This window comes from Pseudomonas sp. NFACC05-1 (assembly GCF_900100135.1).
Classification (GTDB): domain Bacteria; phylum Pseudomonadota; class Gammaproteobacteria; order Pseudomonadales; family Pseudomonadaceae; genus Aquipseudomonas; species Aquipseudomonas fluorescens_Q.
Genome location: NZ_FMTR01000015.1, coordinates 95,053 through 117,525, shown reverse-complemented (window position 1 = coordinate 117,525; position 22,473 = coordinate 95,053). Strand labels below are relative to the sequence as shown.

Sequence of the window (22,473 nt, the reverse complement as noted above, 5' to 3'; positions counted from 1 at the left end):
GTTGCATGGTCGATTCTGAGGGGATATTACTCATCAAGAATGGCCCTGTGGACGTCTGACTCCTAAAAGCCTGATTTGAGTTCCTTTTTTTACGAATCGTCCGGTTCGGACGGTTCGCATCGCTCATTCCGACAGCTGTGTCTGACAGCCAATTCAAAAACAATCTAACGACTTTTCCTGCTGATTCGTGCAATACGCACGACCGACGCCTGCGCCATCGTGCAGGATGCGCTCCCGGCATGTTGCACTTATTTATTAAATTATTGATTTTAAAGGTTTTTATCTGACAAAAAATCCTGGCACGGCGACTGCAATGCTCTGATCAACGTGGCGTAGCGCGCCTCAACCAGATCACCGCACTCGGGTGGGGAGGAATTCCAGGATGAATCGTCAAAGTGTCACTCAATTTGGCTTCGCCCACTTCAAAAGTGCCGCCCCATTGCGCCTCTCTTCCCTGCACGTCCAGCAGGGCGCATGGGCTGCCTTGGCGCTGCTGGTCACCCTCGTAACGGGCCAGCAATGGTTGCTCTGGTATCAGAGCCAACAGCCCCAAGCGCCGCAGGTTTCGATTCATCGTGCCCCACAGACCCATTTCAGTGCCGTCAGCAGCCTTGAAGAAGCGTCCGCTTCAATGCGCATGATGGATGTCGACCAGGCCCAGCCATTGAGCGCCATGCCGCGTGAAGAGCGCTGGGTGTTTTAACCCGATGAACCGGTCGTCCATTGCGCCGGAACCATCACCGCAAGACCTTCACTAAATAGAAAAGCGTAAGGAGAATCACCATGTTGAGCTGGGCAATTACCTTCCTGATCATTGCCATCATCGCCGCCGTACTGGGCTTCGGTGGTATCGCAGGCACCGCCACGGGCATCGCCAAGATTCTCTTTGTTGTGTTCCTGGTGATGTTCATCGCTTCCTTCTTCTTTGGCCGTCGTGGCCGAGGCTGACCATGAACGTTTCATTCAAAGGACTGGCTGCCGCCCTGTTGCTGGGCGGCAGTGCCATGGCAATGGCTGCCAATGACGGGCAGATGCGCGTCAACCAGTTGCTGCAGGCCGACGCGCAATATCGCGAGACCTGGCAGCACGTCGTGAAAAAAGAAGAACGTCTACCCGAATGGGTGATGAACCTGGCGGGCGATTCGGACCAGATGAATGCTGTCGAAGAAGATGGCGACAAGTATTTGGTGGGGCCGCTATGTGAAACCCAGGCAACGTGTCGCAGCAAGCGTCTGATCGTCGCCTTCAGTTTCGACAAGGACGAAGCCTATGCCATGTTGGTGGAAGTCCCTGCGGGGCTGCCAGCCGACAAGTCCCCGACGCGGCATGCCGACTACCGATTCCTCGGCAAGCCCGATGAAGGTATGCAGAAACTGTTAATGGAACAACTCAAGAAAGATCCGAACTGGTACTGATTCTGAAAATGGGAAAAGCAGCCCTGCTTTTCTCTGCTGCACAGCCCGAGGAGGGCCGGTGCATGACCAAGGGGCTGGGACGTTCTGACTGATGAGAGTCGGAGTGACCTACGGGCACAAGGGGTGCCTGCGAAAGGGCCGGGTCAGGTAAAAGCTGCGACGCAAGTTCGCAAAGCCATCGCGGCTTGGCGAACTTGCGTAGAGCTTCTTGTTCGCAAAATGCGTGCGCCAGAGCGGTGGGTGGATTGGCCGCGGCAAGTCCCTCGGCGATGCGGCATTTTGTCTCCTTCCGCCGATTTATCCCCCTTTGCCCAACCGTATATCGGAGAATGCCGAGGTAATTTCTCCCATGGGCCGCGTTTTGAGTCGCTGCCGTTTCATCGGTTCCCCACACTTGCGAGAGAAAGCCCAGCTACGCTGAAACGGCCGGTTCACGGCACTTATGCCTGCATAAATGTCGCATTCGAACCGCTTGGAAGGCGGGTTTCGTTTGAAAAATCTCATGCCGATTCGGCATGGGGTAGGCGTTTATGGCATTAGACGAGCCCCCCTTGCATCGCAATAGTTGCGCCTTTTTTCGCCTGCCAGTAAGCCGCTAACGCGCTCGGGGTGACCTTATACGGGGGCAGGGGCATGAGTGTTTTTCGTCATCGACGATCCATTCGCGCCACTGTCCGAGTCCAACTGAAGTAAGGGTAACAATATGAAGAAGGCACGACTAAGCCTCGCCTGGCAGATCCTCATCGGTCTGGTGCTCGGGATTGCATTGGGCGCGCTGCTCAACCATTTCAGTGCCGAGAAGGCCTGGTGGATCAGCAATGTGCTGCAACCGGCGGGCGATATCTTTATCCGTCTGATCAAGATGATCGTGATCCCGATCGTGATTTCCTCGCTGATCGTCGGCATCGCCGGGGTCGGTGATGCCAAGAAGCTCGGGCGCATCGGTCTCAAGACCATCCTTTACTTCGAAGTCGTCACCACCATCGCCATCGTCGTCGGCCTGCTGCTGGCCAACTTCTTCCAGCCGGGCAGTGGCATCGACATGAGCACCCTGGGTACAGTGGATATCTCCAAGTACCAGGCCACGGCCGCGGAAGTCCAGCATGAACATGCGTTCATCCAGACCATCCTCAACCTGATCCCGTCGAACATCTTCGCCGCCGTTGCGCGTGGCGAGATGCTGCCGATCATTTTCTTCTCCGTATTGTTTGGCCTGGGCCTGTCCAGCCTGCAATCGGACCTGCGCGATCCGCTGGTGAAAATGTTCCAGGGCGTGTCGGAAAGCATGTTCAAGGTCACCCACATGATCATGCAATACGCCCCCATCGGCGTGTTCGCCCTGATCGCGGTGACCGTTGCCAACTTCGGTTTCGCGTCGCTGCTGCCGCTGGCGAAGCTGGTGATCCTGGTTTACGTCGCCATCGCCTTCTTTGCCTTCGTGGTGCTGGGCGTGATCGCCCGCCTGTTCGGCTTCTCGGTGCTCAAGTTGATGCGCATCTTCAAGGATGAGCTGGTGCTGGCCTATTCCACCGCCAGTTCCGAAACCGTGCTGCCACGCGTGATCGAGAAGATGGAAGCCTACGGCGCGCCGAAAGCCATCTGCAGCTTTGTGGTGCCCACCGGTTATTCGTTCAACCTCGACGGTTCGACTCTGTACCAGAGCATCGCGGCGATTTTCATCGCCCAGTTGTACGGCATCGACCTGTCCATCAGCCAGCAATTGCTGCTGGTGCTGACCTTGATGGTCACCTCCAAAGGCATCGCCGGTGTGCCGGGCGTGTCGTTCGTGGTGCTGCTGGCGACCTTGGGCAGCGTGGGCATTCCGCTGGAAGGCCTGGCCTTCATTGCCGGTGTGGACCGCATCATGGACATGGCCCGTACTGCGCTGAACGTCATCGGCAACGCCCTGGCCGTGCTGGTCATCGCTCGCTGGGAAGGCATGTACGACGATGCCAAGGGCCAGCGCTACTGGAACTCCCTGCCGCACTGGCGCAGCAAGGAGCCGCTGCCGGCGGGGGAACCCTCCAGCCATTGATGCGCCTACCCCCCTGTGGGAGCGAGCTTGCTCGCGATTGCGGTGTGTCAGCAAACATCAATACTGACTGAGCCGACGCCATCGCGAGCAAGCTCGCACACAGGGGGCTGCAGTGACTATTAAACCCCGGAGCAATCCGGGGTTTGTCGTTTCTGCCAGCCCCGCTATCATTCGCGGCATCTTCGGGGGATTTAACTGATGCTCAATGGCCTTTGGCTTGGCTTCTTTATCGTGGCTGCCGTGTCGGCGCTGGCGCAGTGGTTGATCGGCGGCAACGCCGGGATCTTCGCGGCCATGGTGGAAAGCATTTTCGCCATGGCCAAGTTGTCGGTGGAGGTCATGGTCCTGCTGTTCGGCACCTTGACCCTGTGGCTGGGCTTCCTGCGCATCGCCGAAAAGGCCGGCATCGTCGACTGGCTGGCCAAGGCCCTCGGGCCGCTGTTCTTGCGCTTGATGCCGCAAGTGCCTGCCGGCCACCCGGCGATCGGCCTGATCACCCTCAACTTCGCCGCCAACGGCCTGGGACTGGACAACGCAGCCACCCCCATCGGCCTCAAGGCCATGCGCGCCCTGCAAGATCTCAACCCCAGCCCGACTATCGCCAGCAATGCGCAGATCCTGTTCCTGGTGCTCAACGCCTCGTCGCTGACGCTGCTGCCGGTGACGATCTTCATGTACCGCGCACAGCAAGGCGCGCCGGACCCGACCCTGGTGTTCCTGCCGATCCTGCTCGCCACCAGCGCCTCGACCCTGATGGGGCTGCTGTCGGTGGCGTTCATGCAGCGCCTGCGGTTGTGGGACCCGGTGGTGCTGGCTTATCTGATCCCGGGTGCGCTGGTGCTGGGTGGTTTCATGGCGCTGCTGGCAACGCTTTCGGCCACGGCGCTGGCGGGGTTGTCATCGATCCTGGGCAACCTGACTCTGTTTGGCCTGATCATCCTGTTCCTGGTGGTGGGCGCGCTGCGCAAGGTCAAGGTGTACGAAACCTTCATCGAGGGCGCCAAAGAGGGCTTCGACGTCGCCAAGACCTTGCTGCCGTACCTGGTGGCAATGCTTTGTGCCGTGGGTGTACTGCGCGCCTCGGGGGCGCTGGATTTCGGCCTCGACGGCATTCGCCACCTGGTGGAGTGGGCCGGCTGGGATACGCGTTTCGTCGATGCCTTGCCGACCGCCATGGTCAAGCCGTTTTCCGGCAGCGCCGCCCGGGCGATGTTGATCGAGACCATGAAGACCTCCGGCGTCGACAGCTTCCCGGCCCTGGTGGCGGCGACCATCCAGGGCAGCACCGAGACCACGTTCTACGTGCTGGCGGTCTATTTCGGCGCCGTGGGCATCCAGCGGGCACGCCATGCCGTGGGGTGCGCGCTGCTGGCGGAGTTGGCCGGGGTCGTGGCGGCGATTGGCGTTTGCTACTGGTTCTTCGGTTGACCTGAGTCTTCCCGCCGCCTCTAGGGTTGAGTCGGCGTTGCGAAACGCTGGCCTTGCTCCAATGTCCAGGCCACCACTTCGGCCGTCAGCCGGTCGCCGGCCCGGCCAAAGCCGTCCACCACCGCCGGTACTTTCACATCGCTCAACGGCTGGCGCACTTCAAAACGGCGACTGGCCAGGATGCGCTGGTCGAAGCCGCGCACCAGCAGCGCGTCCAGGCGAATCACCACGCTGGCCGCAGTGCCCAGGTATTCGGTCTGGAACGCCTGCAATTGCCCGCCCAGCTCCAGATCCGCTTGCAGGTTGCTGTCGGCGACGCTCAACAACCTGACGCGTCCATCCTGGGCGAAGCCATCGAGCAAGCGGTTGCGCAACAGCACGGGGGCTGGGTCGCTCCAGCGCGAGGCGGCGTAGCTGCTGAACAGATTGCCTTGGGGAATGACCGCGATTTTCGGGCTGTTGAGCACTTCGCTGGCCTGGGGGCTGGCCAGGCGCAGCGACCAGCTCACCGCCGGGCCCGCAGACGCGGGGGCCTGGGTGACGGGCAAGCGATACACATCCGAGGGTTCGGCCTTGGGCAAAATCGAGCAACCGCCCACCAGGAGCAATCCTGCCAGTAAGAGGATAGGGCGGATAAACCGGTTGCACGGCTTCATGGCGTGAACTCCTTGTCCTTGTCGTTGCCCAGCAAATAGCCGCTGGGGTTGGCATCCAGGCGCCGGGAGATTCCCCGCAGGGCGCTCAGGGTTTCGCGCAGTTCACGCACGGCTGGCGCCAGGGCATTGAGGCCCTGCATGCCGTTATTCAACGAATCGCGATTGTCGTTCAGCAGTTTGTCGAGGGTTGCCGTGCTGCGGGCCAGGGATTGCATGGCCTGGCCGGCACTACCGAACGCCTGTTTGCCCTGGTCGTTGAGCAAACCATTGGCGTTGCGCATCAACGCCGTGGTCTGTTCCAGCGTGGCGCTGGCCTGTTTGCCGATGGACGCCAGTTGCTGCATGGCCTGGCGAATATCGCCGCGCTGCTCGGCAATGACCCCGGTGGTTTGCTCCAGATGCTCGAGCGTCTTGCCCAGGCTTTGGACGTTGTCCGAGGAAAACACCTCATTGGCGTTGTGCAGCAGCAGGTTGATGCTGGTCATCAAGTCATCGCTGTTGTTGAGCAAGCGGGCAATAGGCGAGGGCGCGGCGATGATCACTGGCGGTTCCCCGTCGTGCCCGGTCAATGCCGGGCTCTGGGGCGTACCGCCACTGAGCTGGATAATCGAGGTGCCGGTAATGCCGGTCAGTGCCAGCTTGGCCTGGGTGTCTTGCTTGATTGGCGTTTCCCCACTCAAGCGCACCTGCGCCAGAACCCGGCGCGGGTCGTTCGGGTCCAGGCGCAGGTTGACGACGTCGCCGACCTTGATCCCGCTGTATTCCACCGAGCTGCCCCGGGACAACCCGCTGACCGCCTCGTTGAACACCACTTCGTAGTACTTGAATTCGCTGTCCACGTTGGACTTGGCCAGCCACAGGCCAAACAACAGGGCGCCAGCCACCACAATGACGGTGAACAGGCCGATCAGCACATGATGGGCTCGGGTTTCCATGTCAAACCTCGTTCGATTGTGTAGCGGCCGATAACGCCGCGCGGCCGCGAGGGCCATGGAAGTATTCGTGAATCCAGGCGTCGTCGGTTTCCGACACCTTGTCGATGACATCGGCCACCAGGACTTTTTTCTGCGCCAGTACCGCCACCCGGTCGGTGATGGTGTAGAGGGTGTCCAGGTCGTGGGTGACCAGGAACACGCTCAGGCCCAGGGCATCGCGCAGTGTCAGGATCAATTGGTCGAACGCCGCCGCACCGATCGGATCGAGGCCGGCGGTGGGTTCGTCGAGAAACAGAATGTCCGGGTCCAGGGCCAGCGCACGGGCCAGGGCGGCGCGCTTGATCATGCCACCGGACAGCGAGGCGGGGTACTTGTCTGCGGCCGAGAGTGGCAGCCCGGCCAAGGCCAGCTTCACCGCCGCCAGGTGCTCGGCGTCGGCCCGGCTGAGCCCGGCGTGTTCGATCAGCGGCAGGGCGACGTTTTCTGTCACGGTCAATGATGAGAACAGCGCGCCTTTCTGGAACAACACGCCAAAGCGCCGTTCCACCCGCGAACGTTGTTCCGGGGGCAGGCTCGGCAAGTCCTCGCCGAACACCCGCACGGAACCTTCGCTGGGCCGGTTCAGGCCGACGATGCTGCGCAGCAGCACCGATTTGCCGCTGCCGGAGCCGCCGACCACGGCAAGGATCTCGCCCTTGTACACGTCCAGGTCGAGGTTTTCATGCACGCTCTGGCGGCCAAAGCGATTGCACAGGCCGCGCACTTGAATCACCGTCTCGGTGGGCGGTCGCAAGGGTTGGCTCACCAATTCATCTCCATGAAAAACAGCGCGGCCACGGCATCGAGCACAATCACCACGAAAATCGACTGCACCACGCTGGACGTGGTGTGAGCCCCGACCGATTCGGCACTGCCACTGACCTTGAAACCTTCCAGGCAACCCACGGCAGCGATCAGGAAGGCAAAGATCGGCGCCTTGACCATCCCCACCAGGAAATGCTGCACGCCAATGTCCGACTGCAACAGCGTGAGGAACATGGCCGGTGAAATACCCAGCGACAAAGCGCAAACCACGCCGCCACCGATAATGCCCGAGAGCATGGCCAGGAAGGTCAGCATCGGCAGCGCCACCAACAGCGCCAGTACCCGTGGAATCACCAGCAACTCGACCGGATCGAGGCCCAGGGTGCGGATCGCGTCGATTTCTTCGTTGGCCTTCATCGAGCCAATCTGCGCGGTGAACGCGCTGGCGGTGCGGCCCGCCATGAGGATCGCCGTCAGCAACACGCCGAATTCACGCAGGAACGAGAACGCCACCAGGTCCACGGTAAAGATGCTGGCGCCGAAATCGGCCAGCACCGTTGCGCCGAGAAAGGCCACCACTGCGCCCACCAGGAACGTCAGCAGGGCGACGATGGGGGCTGCGTCCAGGCCGGTCTGTTCGATGTGAACGACCATCGCTGTCATGCGCCAGCGCCTGGGGTGAAACAGGTTGCGGGCCAGGGTTTCCAGAATCAGGCCGACAAAACCCAGCAGTTGCAGGGTGTCTTGCCAGACTTTTTCCACGGCGCGGCCGATACGGGTCAGCAGTTGTGTCAGCACGCTGACCTGCGGCTCTTTCACCGGCACACAGAAGTCCGTCAGCGAGCAATAGACCGTCTGCAACAGCGCCCGCTCGGCGGCCGGCAAGCTGCAATCGGGGTGCTCGGTGGTCTTGCCCAGCCGTTCGGAGCCCAGCAGTTCCACCAGCAACGAAGCCCCGGCAGTGTCGAGGGCGCCGAGGCCGTTGAGATCGATCAGGGTGTGCTCGTCGTAGTGGCCGCTCAAGGATTCGCTCAAGCGCTTGAGCTGCGCGTAATGGGCCAGCGTCCAGTCGCCGCCGACCCAGAGTCGGGCCGGAGAGCGAGACGTGTCCAGCCGGGCTGTGCCAGTGTGGGATCCGAGGGTCATAAGCTCCATGCTCGTTCGACTTGAACAGCGCTACCTAATAGCACGACCGCCGTTATTTTGCCTCGGGTGCGTCAGCGCCCACGTTGAAACGCAACACGCCGATCATCTGACCATTTTCCGTCAGCACCCGCACCTGCCATTTGCCCGTCGGGTCTTGCGGGAAGTTCTGCTTGTGGGTCCAGGCGCGATAGCCTTCCTTGCGCCCGCCGTGGATGTCCAGGGCGATGCGGTCGACTTCTTTACCGTTGAACTGCCAGACGTGATAGATCCGCTCGTCGAGCCCACGTGGCGCGTTGATCGCGGTGTAGGCGTACAGGCCGTTGCCGCGAATCTGGGCCGCGCTGACTTCCTTGAGGCTGGCGCCCGGCGTGCGATCTTCCAGTTGGGTGCTGATCGCCACTTCGGTCATCCACAGCGTGGCCGGTGGCACCCAGGAGCGCAGCACCCAGCCGGCGGCGCCAATCCCGACGGTGATACACAAAATGGCGAGGGCGTTGCGCACGGTGCGGATCGGGAAGATCGAGGCCAGGCTGGGAAACGACAGCAGCATCGCAATGCCCAGCGCCAGCTTGAAGCTTTGGTCGGTGGTCAGGTGCAGGATCACCGGCAGCGCGGTGAGCAGGGCGGCGAATAGCGTCAGCGTGTGCAAGGCCAGGAACGCCCAGCGCCGAGGCGCCAGCCATTTGTAGTACAGCGGGTCGGTGATCGAGATCAGCGCCGCGATCGTCAGCAGGCCGGTGAAAAGCAGTTGGCTGCTGTTCCAGGTGGTGGTGATGAAGAAAAACGGCAGGACGAAAAACAGGCTTTCCTGGTGAATCATCTGCGTGGCGTAGCGCAACAGCGGCTGGGGGATTTCCCGTTTGAAAATCCGCGCGAACAGCCGGGTCATGCTGTTCTCGACCATCAGCCAGAGCCAGCTCACCAGCATCATGATGGCGATCCAGGTCGCCAGGCCCTGCTGGCGATCCACCAGCATGAAGCTGCCGACCCCGGAAATGAAGCCACCGAGCGCAATGACCCCTGGATAGCGCTTCATCAATTCAAGGAGGCGCTGGATATAGACCGTCAGGTTTTGCATTCGGTAGTTTCGCAGTAAGTCGTAGGAAATATCCCTGACAGAGTATCGTCAGGGCGGTGACATGGCGAGGATCGCGACGCGTGCCGTGATGCTCTTTTGTGGCGAGGGAGCTTGCTCCCGCTGGCCTGCGAAGCAGGCCCCAGCATTTATCCAGGTAAATCGCATCGCCCGGTTTGCGCCTGCTGCGCAGCCGAGCGGGAGCAAGCTCCCTCGCCACGGGATTTGAGTTGCCCTGGGCTGGAGTCATCGCGAGCAAGCTCCCCCAGGGCGGATCAACCAGATTCTGGTCGGGCCCGCCGACGCACTTGCCACACCACCAACCCAAGCAACAGCACCCCCAGCAGACCGCCCAGCCCCCAGACGAGCTCATCGTCACTGAGCAACGGCTTTTCGATGCGCAGGTAACCCGGGTCCTTGAGCAGCTCGCGCAGGGCCACGTTGGCCTGTTCCAGGCTCACCTCCTGCAGGCGCAGGGCCGGGTTGGCGAAACGGCCGTCTTCATAATCGCCCAGGGCGCCCCAGTAGTAATCGGCCAGTGCGCTGTTGCCTTGAACCGCCCAGGACTGATGGGCAATGGCTGCACGTTTGATGCGCACGAAATCGGCGGGGTCCAGGCCATCCTTGAGCAATCTCTTGCGCAGTTCTTCCAGCGCCTGTTCGGCTTCGGGCAAGTCTTCGCGGGACAGGTCCGCGTTCAGGCTGAAGAAGCCGACGCCGCCGAACACCTCGCGTTCGGTCCACGGCCCGTAGGACAAGCCACGGGCCAGGCGCAATTGGCGATAGAGCGCCCAGTCCAGGTAATCCTTGAGCAGGTCGAAGGTTTCGTCATGCTGCTCATCCAGCACCGGCTCCGGGAACAGCCAATGAAGCTTGGCGCTATTGCCGACCAGGCCATGGATCAGGTTGCGCTTGGTGACCGCCTTGTAGCGGATCTGTGGCAGCGCCTCGTGTGGGCTGGGCTCCACCGGCTCGAGTTCGCCAAAGGCGCGCTCCAGGTAGGCCGGCAACAGTCGGTCGAGGTCGCCGACCACGATCAGGGTCATGTTGTTCGGTGCATACCAGGCCTTGCGCACTTGTTCGAGTCGGGCGAGGGTATGGCGCCCGACCTCGGCCCGTTCCGCGCAGCGCAGGCCCAGCTCAACCGCCAACTGGTTGCTGGCCTTGTGGCCCAGGTCCTGGTGATCGAGCCAGCGTTGCAGGTGGGTGTAGTGGCCGCCGTCCTCGCGTTCAACCACCCGCTTGGCCGCCTCCAGGGCTTTTTCATCGATGCGGGTGCGGGTCAACAGCGCCAGCAGCAGGTCCAGGATCTTGCGTTGATTGCGTGCCGGCGCCTCGATCACGAACGTGGTGTCGGCGTTGCTCGTGAAGGCATTCCACTCGCCACCCAAGGCCTGCATGCGCTCTTCCAGGCCGCCTTCACCACTCTCATCGACGCCGCTGAACAGCAGGTGTTCGAGCAGATGCGGCAGTTCCTTGTCGGCGCAACTGAAGTCGTCCAGGCCCACGCCGACCACCAGGCGGATCGCCACATGCCCGCGCTCGCTGCCCGGCTTGAGCATCAGCTGCATGCCGTTGGGCAACGTATAGCCTTCGACCTGGAACCGGTCCAGGGCGACCACGGGCAGTGAGCCGAGTAAAAGAAAGGCGAACAACAGACAACGCATAAGGGCTTCCTGGCGGCTGAGTGGAGGTCCATGGTGCCGGGCAGGCCGTCATCGGCGGATCGTCGCCCGGAGTCGGCTCGCTCCCCCTATCGAATCTATGCGGTATTCATGACAACGGGAGCAGGCGGGCCGGTGAACGGTTTCAGGCCCGAGCCAATGTTACTGACTGACCAATGCGCCAGTCGTTCACGGCGAATGGGTAATGTCGCTAATTTCATCCGCCGCCAGTGCGCCTATCTCGGCGGTCTCCAGGACCACATAGGCACTGCCGCAAAACAGCGAATTGAGGCGCCTCATGTCGGCAATCAGCTCCAAGTGAAGGGAGCTGGTCTCCAGGCTTTGCACGACCTTGCGCTGCAAGCGGCTGACGTGGGCATGGGCCATGCGCCGTTCCTGCGCCCGAAAGCGACGTTTCTCACGCAGCAACTGGCGGGCGCTTTCCCGGTCGGCACTGAGGAATACCGACAGCCCCAGCCGCAAGTTGGCGATCAAGTGACTGTGCAGCCCCGCCAACTCCTCCAGGCCCACGTCGGAAAAGGAGCGACGTTGCGAGGTCTTCTGTTGCTGGACCTTGCGCAACATGCGCTCGATCAGGTCGCTGGCGAATTTGAGGTTGATCGCCAGTTCGATGATCTCCGCCCAGCGGCGGCTGTCCTGTTCGCTGAGGTCTTCACGGGGCATTTGCGCCATGTACAACTTGATTGCACTGCACAGCGCCTCGACGTCATCGCTCATGCGCCGCACGTCCTGGGTCACCGCGGTCTGCTGGCCGCGCAGCACGTCCAGCATGGCTTCGAGCATGTTTTCGATCAGGTCGCCGATACGCAGGGTTTCCCGGGCCGCGTTCGCCAGCGCCAGGCTCGGAGTGGCGAGGGCGGTAGGGTCCAGATGTCGCGGCTTGGCCGTGCCGTTGGTGTCCGGACGTTCCGGCAGCAACCAGGCACAGAGCCGCGCCATGGGGCCGACGCTGGGCAGCAGCACCAGGCAACGCACGGTGTTATAGAGCAGATGGAAACCAATGACGGTTTCCTGGGGGCTGAAATCCAGGCTGTCCAGCCAGCCCACCAGCGGATCGAGTACCGGAATGATCAGCAACAGGCCGATCAGCTTGTACAACAGGCTGCCCAACGCCACCTGGCGCCCGGCGGCGTTCTGCATGCTGGTGCTGAGAAAGGCCAGGACGCCGCTACCAATGTTGGCGCCAATCACCAGGCCGATGGCCACCGGCAGGCTGATCACCGCAGCGCCGGCCAGTGTGGCGGTCAGCAGCACGGCCGCCAGGCTGGAGTAGGAGATCATCGCGAACATCGCGCCGACCAACGCATCGAGCAGGATGTCGCCCGTCAGCGAGGCGAAGATCACTTTCACGCCCTGGGCATGGGTGATGGGCGTCGCGGCTTCGACGATCAATTGCAGGGCCAGGATGATCAGGCCCAGGCCGATGCCGACCCGACCCATTTGCCCGACGCGGGTCTGTTTGCGCGACAGGAAAAAAATCACCCCGAGGAAAATCAGCAGCGGCGACAGCCACGACAGGTCGAGGGTCAGCACCCGTGCCATCAGCGCGGTGCCGACATCGGCGCCGAGCATGGTCGCCAGGGCCGGGGTCAGCGCCATCAGGCCCTGGCCGACGAACGAGGTGACGAGCATGGCCGTGGCGTTGCTGCTCTGGACCATGGCCGTGACCATGATCCCCGCGACAAAGGCCAGCCAGCGCCGGGACATGTTCTGGCCGATGACATGGCGCAGGTTCGAGCCATAGACCCGCAAGATGCCGGTACGCACGATATGCGTGCCCCAGATCAGCAGGGCGACGGCGGAGAGCAAATTCAGCAGGGTCAGCATGAGGAGCCCCCTGTTAGCGTCCCAAAGGGACAAATTGACGATGCCACATTCTTCTTTCTTGTACTTAAGCTGTAGTTGGCGAACGGTTCGGGCGCCAGCATTGCACAGCTAAAGAATCGTTTGAAACAAAACTGTCATAGAAATACGCCGACGATCTTGAAGCCTCCTATATCGATCAGGCGAGCGCGGGCCTGTGGGAGCGGGCCACTTTCATACCGGCATGAAAAAGGGGCTCCAAAGAGCCCCTTCATTCAAATGCCCCACGCCATTACTGACCCGGCATATCCTTGCGCAGTTTCACCGGGTCCTGCTGCTTGCGCTTGCGTGCAATCGCAGTGCGCATCTTGATGTTGATGGCTTCCACCGCCAGGGAGAACGCCATGGCGAAGTAGACGTAGCCTTTTGGCACATGCACGTCGAACGACTCGGCGATCAGCACGGTACCGACCACCAGCAGGAACGACAGCGCCAGCATCTTCAGCGACGGGTGCTTGTCGATGAACTCACTGATGGTCGCCGAGGCCAGCATCATCACCAGCACGGCGACGATGATCGCCGCCACCATCACCGGCACATGGGAAACCATGCCGACGGCGGTGATGACCGAGTCCAGGGAGAACACGATGTCGATGATCGCGATCTGGATGATGGTGTAGATGAAATTGCCGCCCTTGCCCGAAGGCGCCTCGTTGGTTTCATCTTCGCCTTCCAGCGCGTGGTACATCTCCTGGGAGCTTTTCCACAGCAGGAACAGGCCGCCGAAGAACAGGATCAGGTCACGTCCGGAGATGCCCTGGCCGAACACTTCGAACAGATCGGCGGTCAGGCGCATGACCCAGGTGATGGACAACAGCAACAGGATCCGCGTGATCATGGCCAGGGCCAGGCCGAAAATCCGGGTGCGCGCCTGCATGTGCTTGGGCATGCGGCTGACCAGGATCGAAATCATGATGATGTTGTCGATGCCCAGGACAATTTCCAGGGCGGTCAAGGTGAAGAAGGCAACCCAGATTTCCGGGTTGGTCAGCCATTCCATGTGAGTTCCTTTGAGCGAGTGTTAAGCCGCGCCGACGAGCGACGCAGCAGGCATTGCTTTTATAGAGTGCTGAACAGCGGAAAAATCCCCATCAGCAACGCGGCGAACATTATGCACAGGCAAACCAATACTGCCCACTTCAGGGTGAAGCGTTGGTGATCGCCGAACTCGATCCCGGCCAGCGCCACCAGCAGGTAAGTCGACGGAACCAGCGGGCTTAACAGGTGGACGGGCTGGCCGACGATCGAGGCACGGGCCATTTCGACAGCCGTGATGCCGTAGTGGCTGGCGGCTTCGGCGAGAACCGGTAACACCCCGTAATAAAATGCGTCGTTAGACATGAAGAAAGTGAACGGCATGCTTACCAGTGCAGTGATGACCGCAAGGTAAGGACCCAGGAATTCCGGGATGACCGCCAGCAGGCTCTTGGACATGGCGTCGACCATGCCGGTGCCGGACAGGATGCCGGTGAAGATACCGGCCGCGAAAATCAGCCCGACCACCGCCAGTACACTGCCGGCGTGGGCCGCAACGCGATCCTTCTGCTGTTGCAGGCACGGGTAGTTGACGATCATCGCGATACTGAAGGCCACCATGAACAGCACCGGCAGCGGCAACAGGCCGGCGATCAGGGTGCACATCAGGCCCAGGGTCAACGCGCCGTTGAACCAGATCAGCTTCGGACGACGGGCGTCCGGGAACTGGGAAACGCTGATTTCGCTGTGGTCGATTTCATCACCCACCAGATGCAATTCACCCAGGCGAGCGCGTTCGCGTTTACCGTACATGTAGGCAATCGCCAGGATCGCCACCACACCGGCCAGCATCGCCGGAATCATCGGCACGAAGATGTCGGACGGATCGACATGCAACGCACTGGCCGCCCGGGCAGTAGGACCGCCCCACGGGGTCATGTTCATCACGCCGCCGGCGAGGATGATCAGGCCAGCCATGATGCGTGGGCTCATGCCGATACGGCTGTAGAGCGGCAGCATCGCCGCCACGCAGATCATGTAAGTGGTCGCGCCGTCACCATCAAGGGAAACGACGAGCGCCAGAACGGCGGTACCGACCGAAACTTTCAACGGGTCGCCCTTGACCAGCTTGAGGATCTTGCGCACGGCCGGGTCGAACAGGCCGGAGTCGATCATCAGGGCAAAATACAGAATCGCGAACATCAGCATCACCCCGGTCGGGGCGAGCTTGGTGATGCCTTCGAGCATCATCGGACCGATTTTCGGTGCAAAACCACCGAACAGGGCGAACAGGATCGGGATGATGATCAAGGCGATCAGCGCGGAGAGGCGCTTGGTCATGATCAGGAACATGAACGTGATGACCATGGCGAAGCCAAGGAAAGTCAGCATGGGAAATACTCCAGGCGTGGCGCGGCGGGCAAAGGCGAACTGGACAGGTCAGCGCAGGATGCGAAGCTCGGGACGGGCGGATGGAGTGGGTGCAGCGGGACGGGTAGCAGCGGACATCAGAATCACCATTGTTGTTGTTAAAAGGGCCAAATGAGCCTTGAAGACTCGCTTTTGGCCGACCGGTCTTTTGCCGGAAGTGCGGTGATCCTAATCGCGCTAGCTTTCAGCAAGCTTTCGCAGGGTAAATGGGTGACGAGCCGCAGATGATGACCTATTAAGCAGCATTCCTGTGGCGAGGGGATTTATCCCCGCTGGGGCGCGAAGCGGCCCTGAAACCCGTCATTCTGCAATATCTGGAGAGTGCATTCTGTCCCTTTGGGCCTGCTGCGCAGTCCAGCGGGGATAAATCCCCTCGCCACAGAACCATGTCTCTGGTCTAAACAAAGCAATCAGGTGCTTGCCTTAAACACCGAAAGATCCAACGGCCGCACCGCCCCCATCCAGATTGCATGCTCGGTGTGGTCGATCAGCTCATCGCCGGTCTCCGGGTGCATGAAAATCACCAGCCCTTTGCGATTGAGCGCCAGCCACGGCAAGACCACGCCAATGTACTGCGGGTCGAACGCCAGCTGACAGCTCCAGTCCGGATGCGGTCCGACCGGGCGTTGATGGACGCGGCCCATTTTCAGCGCAAACAGTTGCGCCGCTTCCTCGCACAGGGCCCGCGCCTGGTCGAGGGTGTTGGCATCGAAATACACGTGGGCGTGGTAGCCCTTGATCCGCTGCATCTGTCACTCCTTGAAAAGAGGCCGAACCCTCGCCGTTTACCGCGGGTCAGAGCCTTTACAGGCGGGATTAAAGAGGAAAACAGCCATGAAAAACGCCGAAACCCCGGTCATCAAAGTGGTGCTCTATGGTGCCATGAGCAGCCTCGGCAGTGCGTTGATGGCTGAAATGCTGCGGCGCCAGCACGAAGTCATCGCCATTCTCGACGATCTTACTGCCCTGGCTCCACGCCCGGGCCTGCGGACCAAGACCGGTGATCTTTTCGATCCCGAGCGGGTCAAGCAAAGTGTTGCCGGTGCCAGCGCCGTGGTGTGTTTGCTGAACGCGCCGGGGTTGCCGATGAACAGCGAACAAGTGGAGCGCACACTGATTCCCGGCCCGGTGGAGCAAGTATTGGCCGTCGATGCACTGATTGCTGGCATGCAGGCGGTGAATATTCCCCGGCTGTTCCTGGTGGGCGACTTTGCGATGCTCGACGAGGAGCCGACGGACGACGATTTGCAGCGCCACGCCGCCGAAGAAGTGCTCGATGCCCTGAAGAACAGCACCTTGCAGTGGACCTTGATCAACGCCCCCTATGCCGCGCCAGGCTTGGGCATCGAGCATTTCAGCCAGGTCAGTACCAGCCTAGAACCCGGCATGGCCGAATCCCTGGAGCGGCTCAACCGGGTGGCGGTCGGCATCGCCGATGAGCTGCGCCTGAACCTGCATGTGGGCGAGCATGTCAGCTTTGTGGCCGCCCACTAGCTGTCGACATCCACATCCGTGGCGAGGGAGCTTGCTCCCGCTGGGCTGCGAAGCAGCCCCAAAAACATGGCTTTCGCCACGGCCTCAAACCGCAATCGAAGGCAACGGCAACCCCGTGAGCGATTCAGCACTGTTGGCCTGTTCTTCCATCAGCCAATCGACGAATTGTCTGATCAACACACCGCGCCGTTTACGCTGAGGCAAGACCACGTAATACCCCAGCCGCGACAGCACCGTTTCAGCGATCGGACGACACAGCAGCCCCTGGGCCAATAAGTTATCCACAAGGTGCCGCCAGCCGATGGCGACGCCTTGACCGCCAATCGCTGCCTGGATGAGTAGTGTGTAGTTGTCGAAGCGCAGTTGCCCGGGCGCCGGTGGTGACGTGATGCCCAGCTCGCGGAATACCCCACTCCAGTCGAACCAGCTGTTGCTGTTGCCCGCGCGCAGGTGCAGCAATGGAAACTCCGCCAAGGCCAGCGCGGACAAGGGCAGGGGACGATCCTTGAGCAACAGCGGGCTGCACACCGGAAAGACTTCTTCGCTGAATAGCCAACGACTTTCACCTTGTTTGAAGCGACCGTCGCCGAACAGCACGGCAACGTCGATATCGGTGCGCAACATGTTGTGGTTGCGCTCGCTGGTCACCAGGCTCACATCCACCTGGGGGTTGGCGGCGTGAAAGCGATGCAGGCGCGGCATCAGCCAATAGGCGGCGAATGCGAAGTCCGTGGCGACTTGCAGCACCTCATGCTGATGCTGGGCGGTGATTGCACTCAGCCCGGCATCGATGCTCTGCAAGCCGGCCTGGACCTGCTCGAACAGGATGGTCCCGGCCTCGGTCAGTTCGATCCCGCGATAGATGCGGTCGAACAACCGCGTACCCAGTTGCTCTTCCAGGCGCTTGATCTGCTGGCTGATGGCCGGTTGCGTGGTGCCCAGCTCGATCGCCGCCGCGGTAAAGCTTTGTTGGCGTGCTGCGGCTTCAAAGGCACGGAACAGTTCCAGGGACAGGTTACCCAGGGCGTCATACATAAGCTGTGCTTATCCTAGTCATTATCCTGCATGGGCTTTACCCCAAAACCCGGGGGCTACATGCTCAATCGCAGCAATGTCGCATAACTGCCTACTATGGAATGCCGCGAATACATGAAGCGCAAGAACATTCTTTTCATCATGGCCGATCAAATGGCCGCGCCAATGTTGCCGATCTACGGTCCTTCGCCGATCAAGCTGCCGAACCTCTCGCGCCTGGCCGCCGAGGGCGTGGTGTTCGATGCCGCCTACTGCAACAGCCCGCTGTGCGCACCGTCGCGTTTCACCCTGGTGAGCGGCCAGTTGCCGAGCAAGATCGGTGCGTACGACAACGCGGCGGATTTCCCGGCGGACGTGCCGACCTATGCCCATTACCTGCGTCGCCTCGGCTACCGCACGGCGCTGTCCGGCAAGATGCACTTCTGCGGGCCGGACCAACTGCACGGCTACGAAGAACGCCTGACCAGTGACATTTACCCCGCCGATTACGGCTGGGCGGTGAACTGGGACGAGCCGGACGTGCGGCCGAGTTGGTATCACAACATGTCGTCGGTGTTGCAGGCCGGGCCGTGCGTGCGTACCAACCAGCTGGATTTCGATGAAGAAGTGGTGTTCAAGGCCCAGCAGTACCTGTTCGACCACATCCGCGAAGACGGTGACCAGCCGTTTTGCCTCACCGTATCGATGACCCACCCACACGACCCGTACACGATTCCCAAGGCGTTCTGGGATTTGTATGACGACAACGACATCCCTTTGCCGCAGACCCCGGCGCAAACGACGCTCGACCCCCATTCCCAGCGGCTGCTGAAGGTCTATGACCTGTGGGACAAGCCGCTGCCTGTGGATAAGATCCGGGATGCCCGCCGCGCCTATTTCGGCGCATGCAGCTACATTGACAGCAATGTCGGCAAGCTGCTGCAGACCTTGGAAGACACCGGTCTACTGGACGACACGATCATCGTGTTCTCTGGCGATCACGGGGACATGCTCGGCGAAAAGGGCCTCTGGTACAAAATGCACTGGTTCGAAATGGCCGCCCGCGTACCGCTATTGATCAGTGCCCCAGGGCAGTTCGCCAGCGGCCGCGTGGGCGCGGCCGTGTCCACCGCCGACTTGCTACCGACCCTGGTGGAGCTGGCCGGCGGCACGCTGGAACCGGGCTTGCCGCTGGATGGCCGTTCGCTGGTGCCCCATCTGCAAGGGCAGGGCGGGCATGATGAAGTCTTCGGTGAATACATGGCCGAAGGCACCATCAGCCCCCTGATGATGATCCGTCGCGGCCCGTGGAAATTCATCTACAGCGAAGATGACCCGTGCCTGCTGTTTGACGTGCGCAACGACCCCAAAGAACTGGAGAACCTCAGCCAATCCCCTGAGCATCAGGCTCTGTTCGCCGATTTTCTCGCCGAAGCGCGCGCCAAGTGGGACATTTCGACCATTCATCAACAGGTGCTCGCCAGCCAGCGCCGCCGCCGTTTCGTCGCCCAGGCGCTGACCCTGGGCAAACTCAAGAGCTGGGATCACCAGCCGCTGGTGGACGCCAGCCAGCAGTACATGCGTAACCACATCGACCTCGACGATCTGGAGCGCAAGGCCCGTTATCCACAACCCTGCCAAAACCAATAACGTAAGGGGCAAGCCATGCAAAAGTTATCCACAGTACTGACCGCTGGACTGTTGGCATTGAGCAGTGTTTCGGCCTGGGCCGAGCAAAGCTGCGAAACGGTGAAGATGGCCGACCCGGGCTGGAGCGATATCGCCGCCACCAATGCCATCACCGGTTTCCTGCTGGAGGGGATGGGCTACAAGGCCAAGGTCGACACCCTCGCGGTGCCGATCACCTTCGGTGGCCTCAAGGATGGCCAGGTGGATGTGTTCCTGGGTAACTGGATGCCGGCGCAGCAGGGCTTTTATGACAAGTTCGTGGCCAATGGCGACGTCACGCAGTTGGCCAAGAACCTGGACGGCACCGAGTTCACCCTGGCGGTCCCGGACTACGTCTGGGACGCTGGCGTGCATAACTTTGCCGACCTGAACAAATTCGCCGACAAGTTCGACAAGAAGATCTACGGCATCGGCTCCGGCGCCCCGGCCAACCTCTCCCTGAAAGAAATCATCAAGACCAATGACTTCGGCATGGGCGAGTGGAAACTGGTGGAATCCAGTGAGCAGGCGATGCTGGCGGAAGTCTCCCGGGCGGTGAAGAAACAGAAGTTCGTGACCTTCCTCGGCTGGACCCCGCACCCGATGAACGTGCAATTGAAAATGCACTACCTCAAAGGCGGCGAGAAATACTTCGGCGACACGGGCAGTGTCTACACCCTGACCCGCAAAGGTTATGCACAGGCCTGCCCGAATGTGGGCAAGCTGCTGACCAACCTGAGCTTCACCCAGGAAATGGAAAACAGCATCATGGCCGAGGTGGTGAACAACAAGGTCAGCAACGCCGACGCGGCCAAGGCCTGGATCAAGGCCAACCCGGCGGTCCTGGACAAATGGCTGGACGGTGTGAAGACCCTGGATGGCAAGGATGCGCTGGCGGCGGTGAAGGCCAAGCTCTGACCAACATGCTGCTCCGCGTGCTCTCCCTGAGTGACGCGGAGCACTGTGGCGAGGGGATTTATCTGTGGCGAGGGGATTTATCCCCGTTAGGCCGCGCAGCGGCCCCAAATTGCGTCGACTCGGTATGTCAGGTCAATTGTGTTCAGTCGTTTTGGGGGCGCTTCGCACCCCAGCGGGGATAAATCCCCTCGCCACAGATAATCTCCATGACCACAGATACAGGCCTGGCCACAGATAAATCCCCTGGCACAGGGAGAGCGGTGCCCTGTCCTGATACTCTTGCGCCAAACCCAGTCTTTGAGGCCCCATGGCAATCCCCACTCGCCATTCACTCTTTCCGTTCCTGAGCTGGCTGCCCCGGCAGACCCGCGCCAGTGTCGGCCGCGATCTTGTTGTCGGCCTGAGCGGTGCGATTCTCGCGTTGCCGCAGTCCATTGCCTACGCCCTGATTGCCGGTTTGCCACCGGAATACGGCTTGTATGCGGCGATCGTGCCGGTACTGATCGCCTGCCTGTGGGGCTCGTCGTGGCACCTGATCTGCGGGCCCACGGCGGCGATTTCCATCGTCTTGTACGCCACCGTCAGTCCGCTGGCCGTCCCCGCCAGCCAGGACTACATCACCTTGATCCTGCTGTTGACGGTGTTGGCGGGTATTTTCCAATGGTTGCTGGGGCTGCTGCGTTTCGGTGCACTGGTGAATTTCGTCTCGCACTCGGTGGTGCTGGGTTTCACCCTGGGCGCGGCGGTGGTCATCGCCCTGGGGCAGTTGCCGAACCTGCTGGGCCTCGACCTGCCGAACGAAGCCACGGCGTTGAGGGGGCTGCTGATGCTGGTCAGCCACATCGGGGCTGTGGATAAGCCATCGCTGCTGCTGGGCTTGGGGACCCTGGTCCTGGGCGTGGTGCTCAAGCGCTTGCTGCCGCGTTGGCCGAGCCTGTTGATAACTTTGGTCATCAGCAGCCTGGTGGTCTGGTTGTGGCCGGCGATGTTCGGGCATGTGGCGCTGGTCAGCGCTTTCGCCGGGCGCCTGCCGCCGTTCACGCCGCTGCCGCTGGACCTGGAGTTGATCCTGCGCCTGCTGCCCGGTGCCGTCGCGGTGGGCATGCTCGGGCTGGTCACCAGCCTGTCCATCGCCCGTTCGTTGTCGGTGCGTTCCGGGCAATTGCTCGACGCGAATCAGGAGGTGAGGGCGCAGGGGCTTTCCAACATTGTTGGAGGATTTTTCTCTGGGTCGTTGTCGGCCGGTTCCTTCACCCGCTCCGGCCTCAGCTATGAAGCCGGGGCCTGTTCGCCCCTGGCCGGGGTGTTCTCGGCCTTGTGGGTGGCGTTGTTCGCGGTGGCTGGCGCGAAATTGATCGCGCACATCCCGATCCCGGCCATGGCCGGCAGCATTCTGCTGATCGCTTGGGGGCTGGTGGACCATCGCGGCATCCGTGCGTTGTACCGCGTGAGCCGCGCCGAATTCGTGGTAATGGGCTTGACCTGCCTGGCCACACTGTTGCTGGAGCTGCAAACCGCCATCTATGCCGGTGTGCTGGCTTCGTTGTTCTTTTACCTCAAGCGCACTTCACAGCCGCGGGTGCACCATTCCCACGAAGGGGGGGCAGACATCCTACGGGTGGGTGGCTCGATCTTTTTTGGTGCCAGCCATTACTTGCAAGTCCGGTTGCAACGGCTGCAAGCGCCGCGGGTGGTGATTGATGCCCAGCAGATCAACTTCATCGATTATTCCGGGGTGGAAATGCTCCACCAGGAAGCCCGGCGCCTGCGCGGCCAGGGGCGTAGCCTGACGTTGCGCAAGGCCAGGCCGCATGTGGTGGAGGAGTTGAAGAAGCTGGAAGGGGCGCAGAATTGCCCGATTCTCTTCGAGGATTAACCGTGGCGAGGGAGCTTGCTCCCGCTCGGGTGCGAAGCGCCCGCAAACCTGTCAT

Annotated in this window: 20 protein-coding genes; 9 read left to right on the top strand and 11 right to left on the bottom strand. The window is 61.3% G+C overall.

Going from position 1 to position 22,473, the window contains the following annotated elements; all coding sequences use genetic code 11:
* The first annotated feature begins 382 nt into the window (after nucleotides 1–382).
* The 5 genes from BLO97_RS20925 (at nucleotide 383) to BLO97_RS20905 (ending at nucleotide 4,878) form a co-directional block, all read left to right on the top strand.
* Complete coding sequence (locus BLO97_RS20925; protein ID WP_092148907.1) at nucleotides 383–703, top strand: hypothetical protein; 321 nt, start codon at nucleotides 383–385, stop codon at nucleotides 701–703.
* A gap of 80 nt (nucleotides 704–783) precedes the next feature.
* Nucleotides 784–948 carry a DUF1328 domain-containing protein gene (locus BLO97_RS20920; RefSeq protein ID WP_003177151.1) on the top strand — a complete coding sequence of 55 codons (165 nt, stop codon included), beginning with the start codon at nucleotides 784–786 and terminating at the stop codon, nucleotides 946–948.
* Between the two features lie 2 nt (nucleotides 949–950).
* On the top strand, nucleotides 951–1,415 hold the full coding sequence (locus BLO97_RS20915; protein WP_092347774.1) for an inhibitor of vertebrate lysozyme family protein: 465 nt from the start codon (nucleotides 951–953) through the stop codon (nucleotides 1,413–1,415).
* Nucleotides 1,416–2,118: 703 nt separating this feature from the next.
* Nucleotides 2,119–3,450, top strand: a complete 1,332-nt coding sequence (gene gltP, locus BLO97_RS20910; RefSeq protein WP_063323609.1) for a glutamate/aspartate:proton symporter GltP — start codon at nucleotides 2,119–2,121, stop codon at nucleotides 3,448–3,450.
* A gap of 198 nt (nucleotides 3,451–3,648) precedes the next feature.
* Nucleotides 3,649–4,878: a nucleoside recognition domain-containing protein gene (locus tag BLO97_RS20905; RefSeq protein WP_092148898.1), complete on the top strand. Its 1,230-nt coding sequence runs from the start codon at nucleotides 3,649–3,651 to the stop codon at nucleotides 4,876–4,878.
* 20 nt (nucleotides 4,879–4,898) lie between these two features.
* Here BLO97_RS20905 and BLO97_RS20900 read toward each other — a convergent pair whose 3' ends face one another.
* The 10 genes from BLO97_RS20900 to BLO97_RS20855 all read right to left on the bottom strand — a co-directional run bounded on the left by BLO97_RS20900 (nucleotide 4,899) and on the right by BLO97_RS20855 (nucleotide 16,197).
* Entirely contained in the window at nucleotides 4,899–5,534 is a 636-nt protein-coding gene (locus BLO97_RS20900; protein WP_092347770.1) for an ABC-type transport auxiliary lipoprotein family protein, read from the bottom strand.
* Nucleotides 5,531–6,469, bottom strand: a complete 939-nt coding sequence (locus BLO97_RS20895; RefSeq protein WP_092347767.1) for an MlaD family protein — start codon at nucleotides 6,467–6,469, stop codon at nucleotides 5,531–5,533. The genes BLO97_RS20900 and BLO97_RS20895 overlap by 4 nt, the downstream gene beginning before the upstream one ends.
* A 1-nt stretch (nucleotide 6,470) precedes the next feature.
* Nucleotides 6,471–7,274, bottom strand: a complete 804-nt coding sequence (locus tag BLO97_RS20890; protein WP_092148889.1) for an ABC transporter ATP-binding protein — start codon at nucleotides 7,272–7,274, stop codon at nucleotides 6,471–6,473.
* On the bottom strand, nucleotides 7,271–8,419 hold the full coding sequence (locus BLO97_RS20885) for an ABC transporter permease (RefSeq protein WP_092347764.1): 1,149 nt from the start codon (nucleotides 8,417–8,419) through the stop codon (nucleotides 7,271–7,273). Before BLO97_RS20885 ends, BLO97_RS20890 begins: the two co-directional genes overlap by 4 nt.
* A gap of 52 nt (nucleotides 8,420–8,471) precedes the next feature.
* The gene (locus BLO97_RS20880) at nucleotides 8,472–9,497 is read right to left on the bottom strand and encodes a DUF5924 family protein (protein ID WP_092347761.1); all 1,026 of its coding nucleotides are present in this window, start codon (nucleotides 9,495–9,497) and stop codon (nucleotides 8,472–8,474) included.
* A 272-nt stretch (nucleotides 9,498–9,769) separates the two neighbouring features.
* Nucleotides 9,770–11,161 (bottom strand): M16 family metallopeptidase, encoded by a 1,392-nt coding sequence (locus BLO97_RS20875; protein ID WP_092148880.1) that lies wholly within the window; start codon nucleotides 11,159–11,161, stop codon nucleotides 9,770–9,772.
* A 186-nt stretch (nucleotides 11,162–11,347) separates the two neighbouring features.
* A complete protein-coding gene (locus tag BLO97_RS20870) occupies nucleotides 11,348–13,006 on the bottom strand; it encodes a Na/Pi cotransporter family protein (protein WP_092347758.1) in 1,659 nt (552 codons plus the stop codon).
* Nucleotides 13,007–13,274: 268 nt separating this feature from the next.
* Nucleotides 13,275–14,042 (bottom strand): TerC family protein, encoded by a 768-nt coding sequence (locus tag BLO97_RS20865; protein ID WP_092221031.1) that lies wholly within the window; start codon nucleotides 14,040–14,042, stop codon nucleotides 13,275–13,277.
* A gap of 59 nt (nucleotides 14,043–14,101) precedes the next feature.
* Nucleotides 14,102–15,409 carry a CitMHS family transporter gene (locus tag BLO97_RS20860; RefSeq protein WP_092148871.1) on the bottom strand — a complete coding sequence of 436 codons (1,308 nt, stop codon included), beginning with the start codon at nucleotides 15,407–15,409 and terminating at the stop codon, nucleotides 14,102–14,104.
* A gap of 449 nt (nucleotides 15,410–15,858) precedes the next feature.
* Nucleotides 15,859–16,197 (bottom strand): DOPA 4,5-dioxygenase family protein, encoded by a 339-nt coding sequence (locus tag BLO97_RS20855; RefSeq protein WP_092221028.1) that lies wholly within the window; start codon nucleotides 16,195–16,197, stop codon nucleotides 15,859–15,861.
* A gap of 85 nt (nucleotides 16,198–16,282) precedes the next feature.
* On the opposite strand from BLO97_RS20855, the gene BLO97_RS20850 reads away from it, so the two are divergent.
* Nucleotides 16,283–16,942, top strand: coding sequence for an NAD(P)-dependent oxidoreductase (locus BLO97_RS20850; protein ID WP_063323598.1), 660 nt, complete (start codon nucleotides 16,283–16,285; stop codon nucleotides 16,940–16,942).
* Nucleotides 16,943–17,026: 84 nt separating this feature from the next.
* Here BLO97_RS20850 and BLO97_RS20845 read toward each other — a convergent pair whose 3' ends face one another.
* Nucleotides 17,027–17,977: a choline sulfate utilization transcriptional regulator gene (locus BLO97_RS20845; protein ID WP_092148862.1), complete on the bottom strand. Its 951-nt coding sequence runs from the start codon at nucleotides 17,975–17,977 to the stop codon at nucleotides 17,027–17,029.
* A 114-nt stretch (nucleotides 17,978–18,091) separates the two neighbouring features.
* Between BLO97_RS20845 and betC the strand changes: the two genes are divergently transcribed.
* The 3 genes from betC to BLO97_RS20830 all read left to right on the top strand — a co-directional run bounded on the left by betC (nucleotide 18,092) and on the right by BLO97_RS20830 (nucleotide 22,418).
* Entirely contained in the window at nucleotides 18,092–19,606 is a 1,515-nt protein-coding gene (gene betC / locus BLO97_RS20840) for a choline-sulfatase (RefSeq protein WP_092221022.1), read from the top strand.
* 15 nt (nucleotides 19,607–19,621) lie between these two features.
* Nucleotides 19,622–20,542 carry a choline ABC transporter substrate-binding protein gene (choX, locus tag BLO97_RS20835; RefSeq protein WP_092347755.1) on the top strand — a complete coding sequence of 307 codons (921 nt, stop codon included), beginning with the start codon at nucleotides 19,622–19,624 and terminating at the stop codon, nucleotides 20,540–20,542.
* Nucleotides 20,543–20,849: 307 nt separating this feature from the next.
* Nucleotides 20,850–22,418, top strand: coding sequence for a SulP family inorganic anion transporter (locus tag BLO97_RS20830; protein WP_092221019.1), 1,569 nt, complete (start codon nucleotides 20,850–20,852; stop codon nucleotides 22,416–22,418).
* Nucleotides 22,419–22,473: the final 55 nt, after the last annotated feature.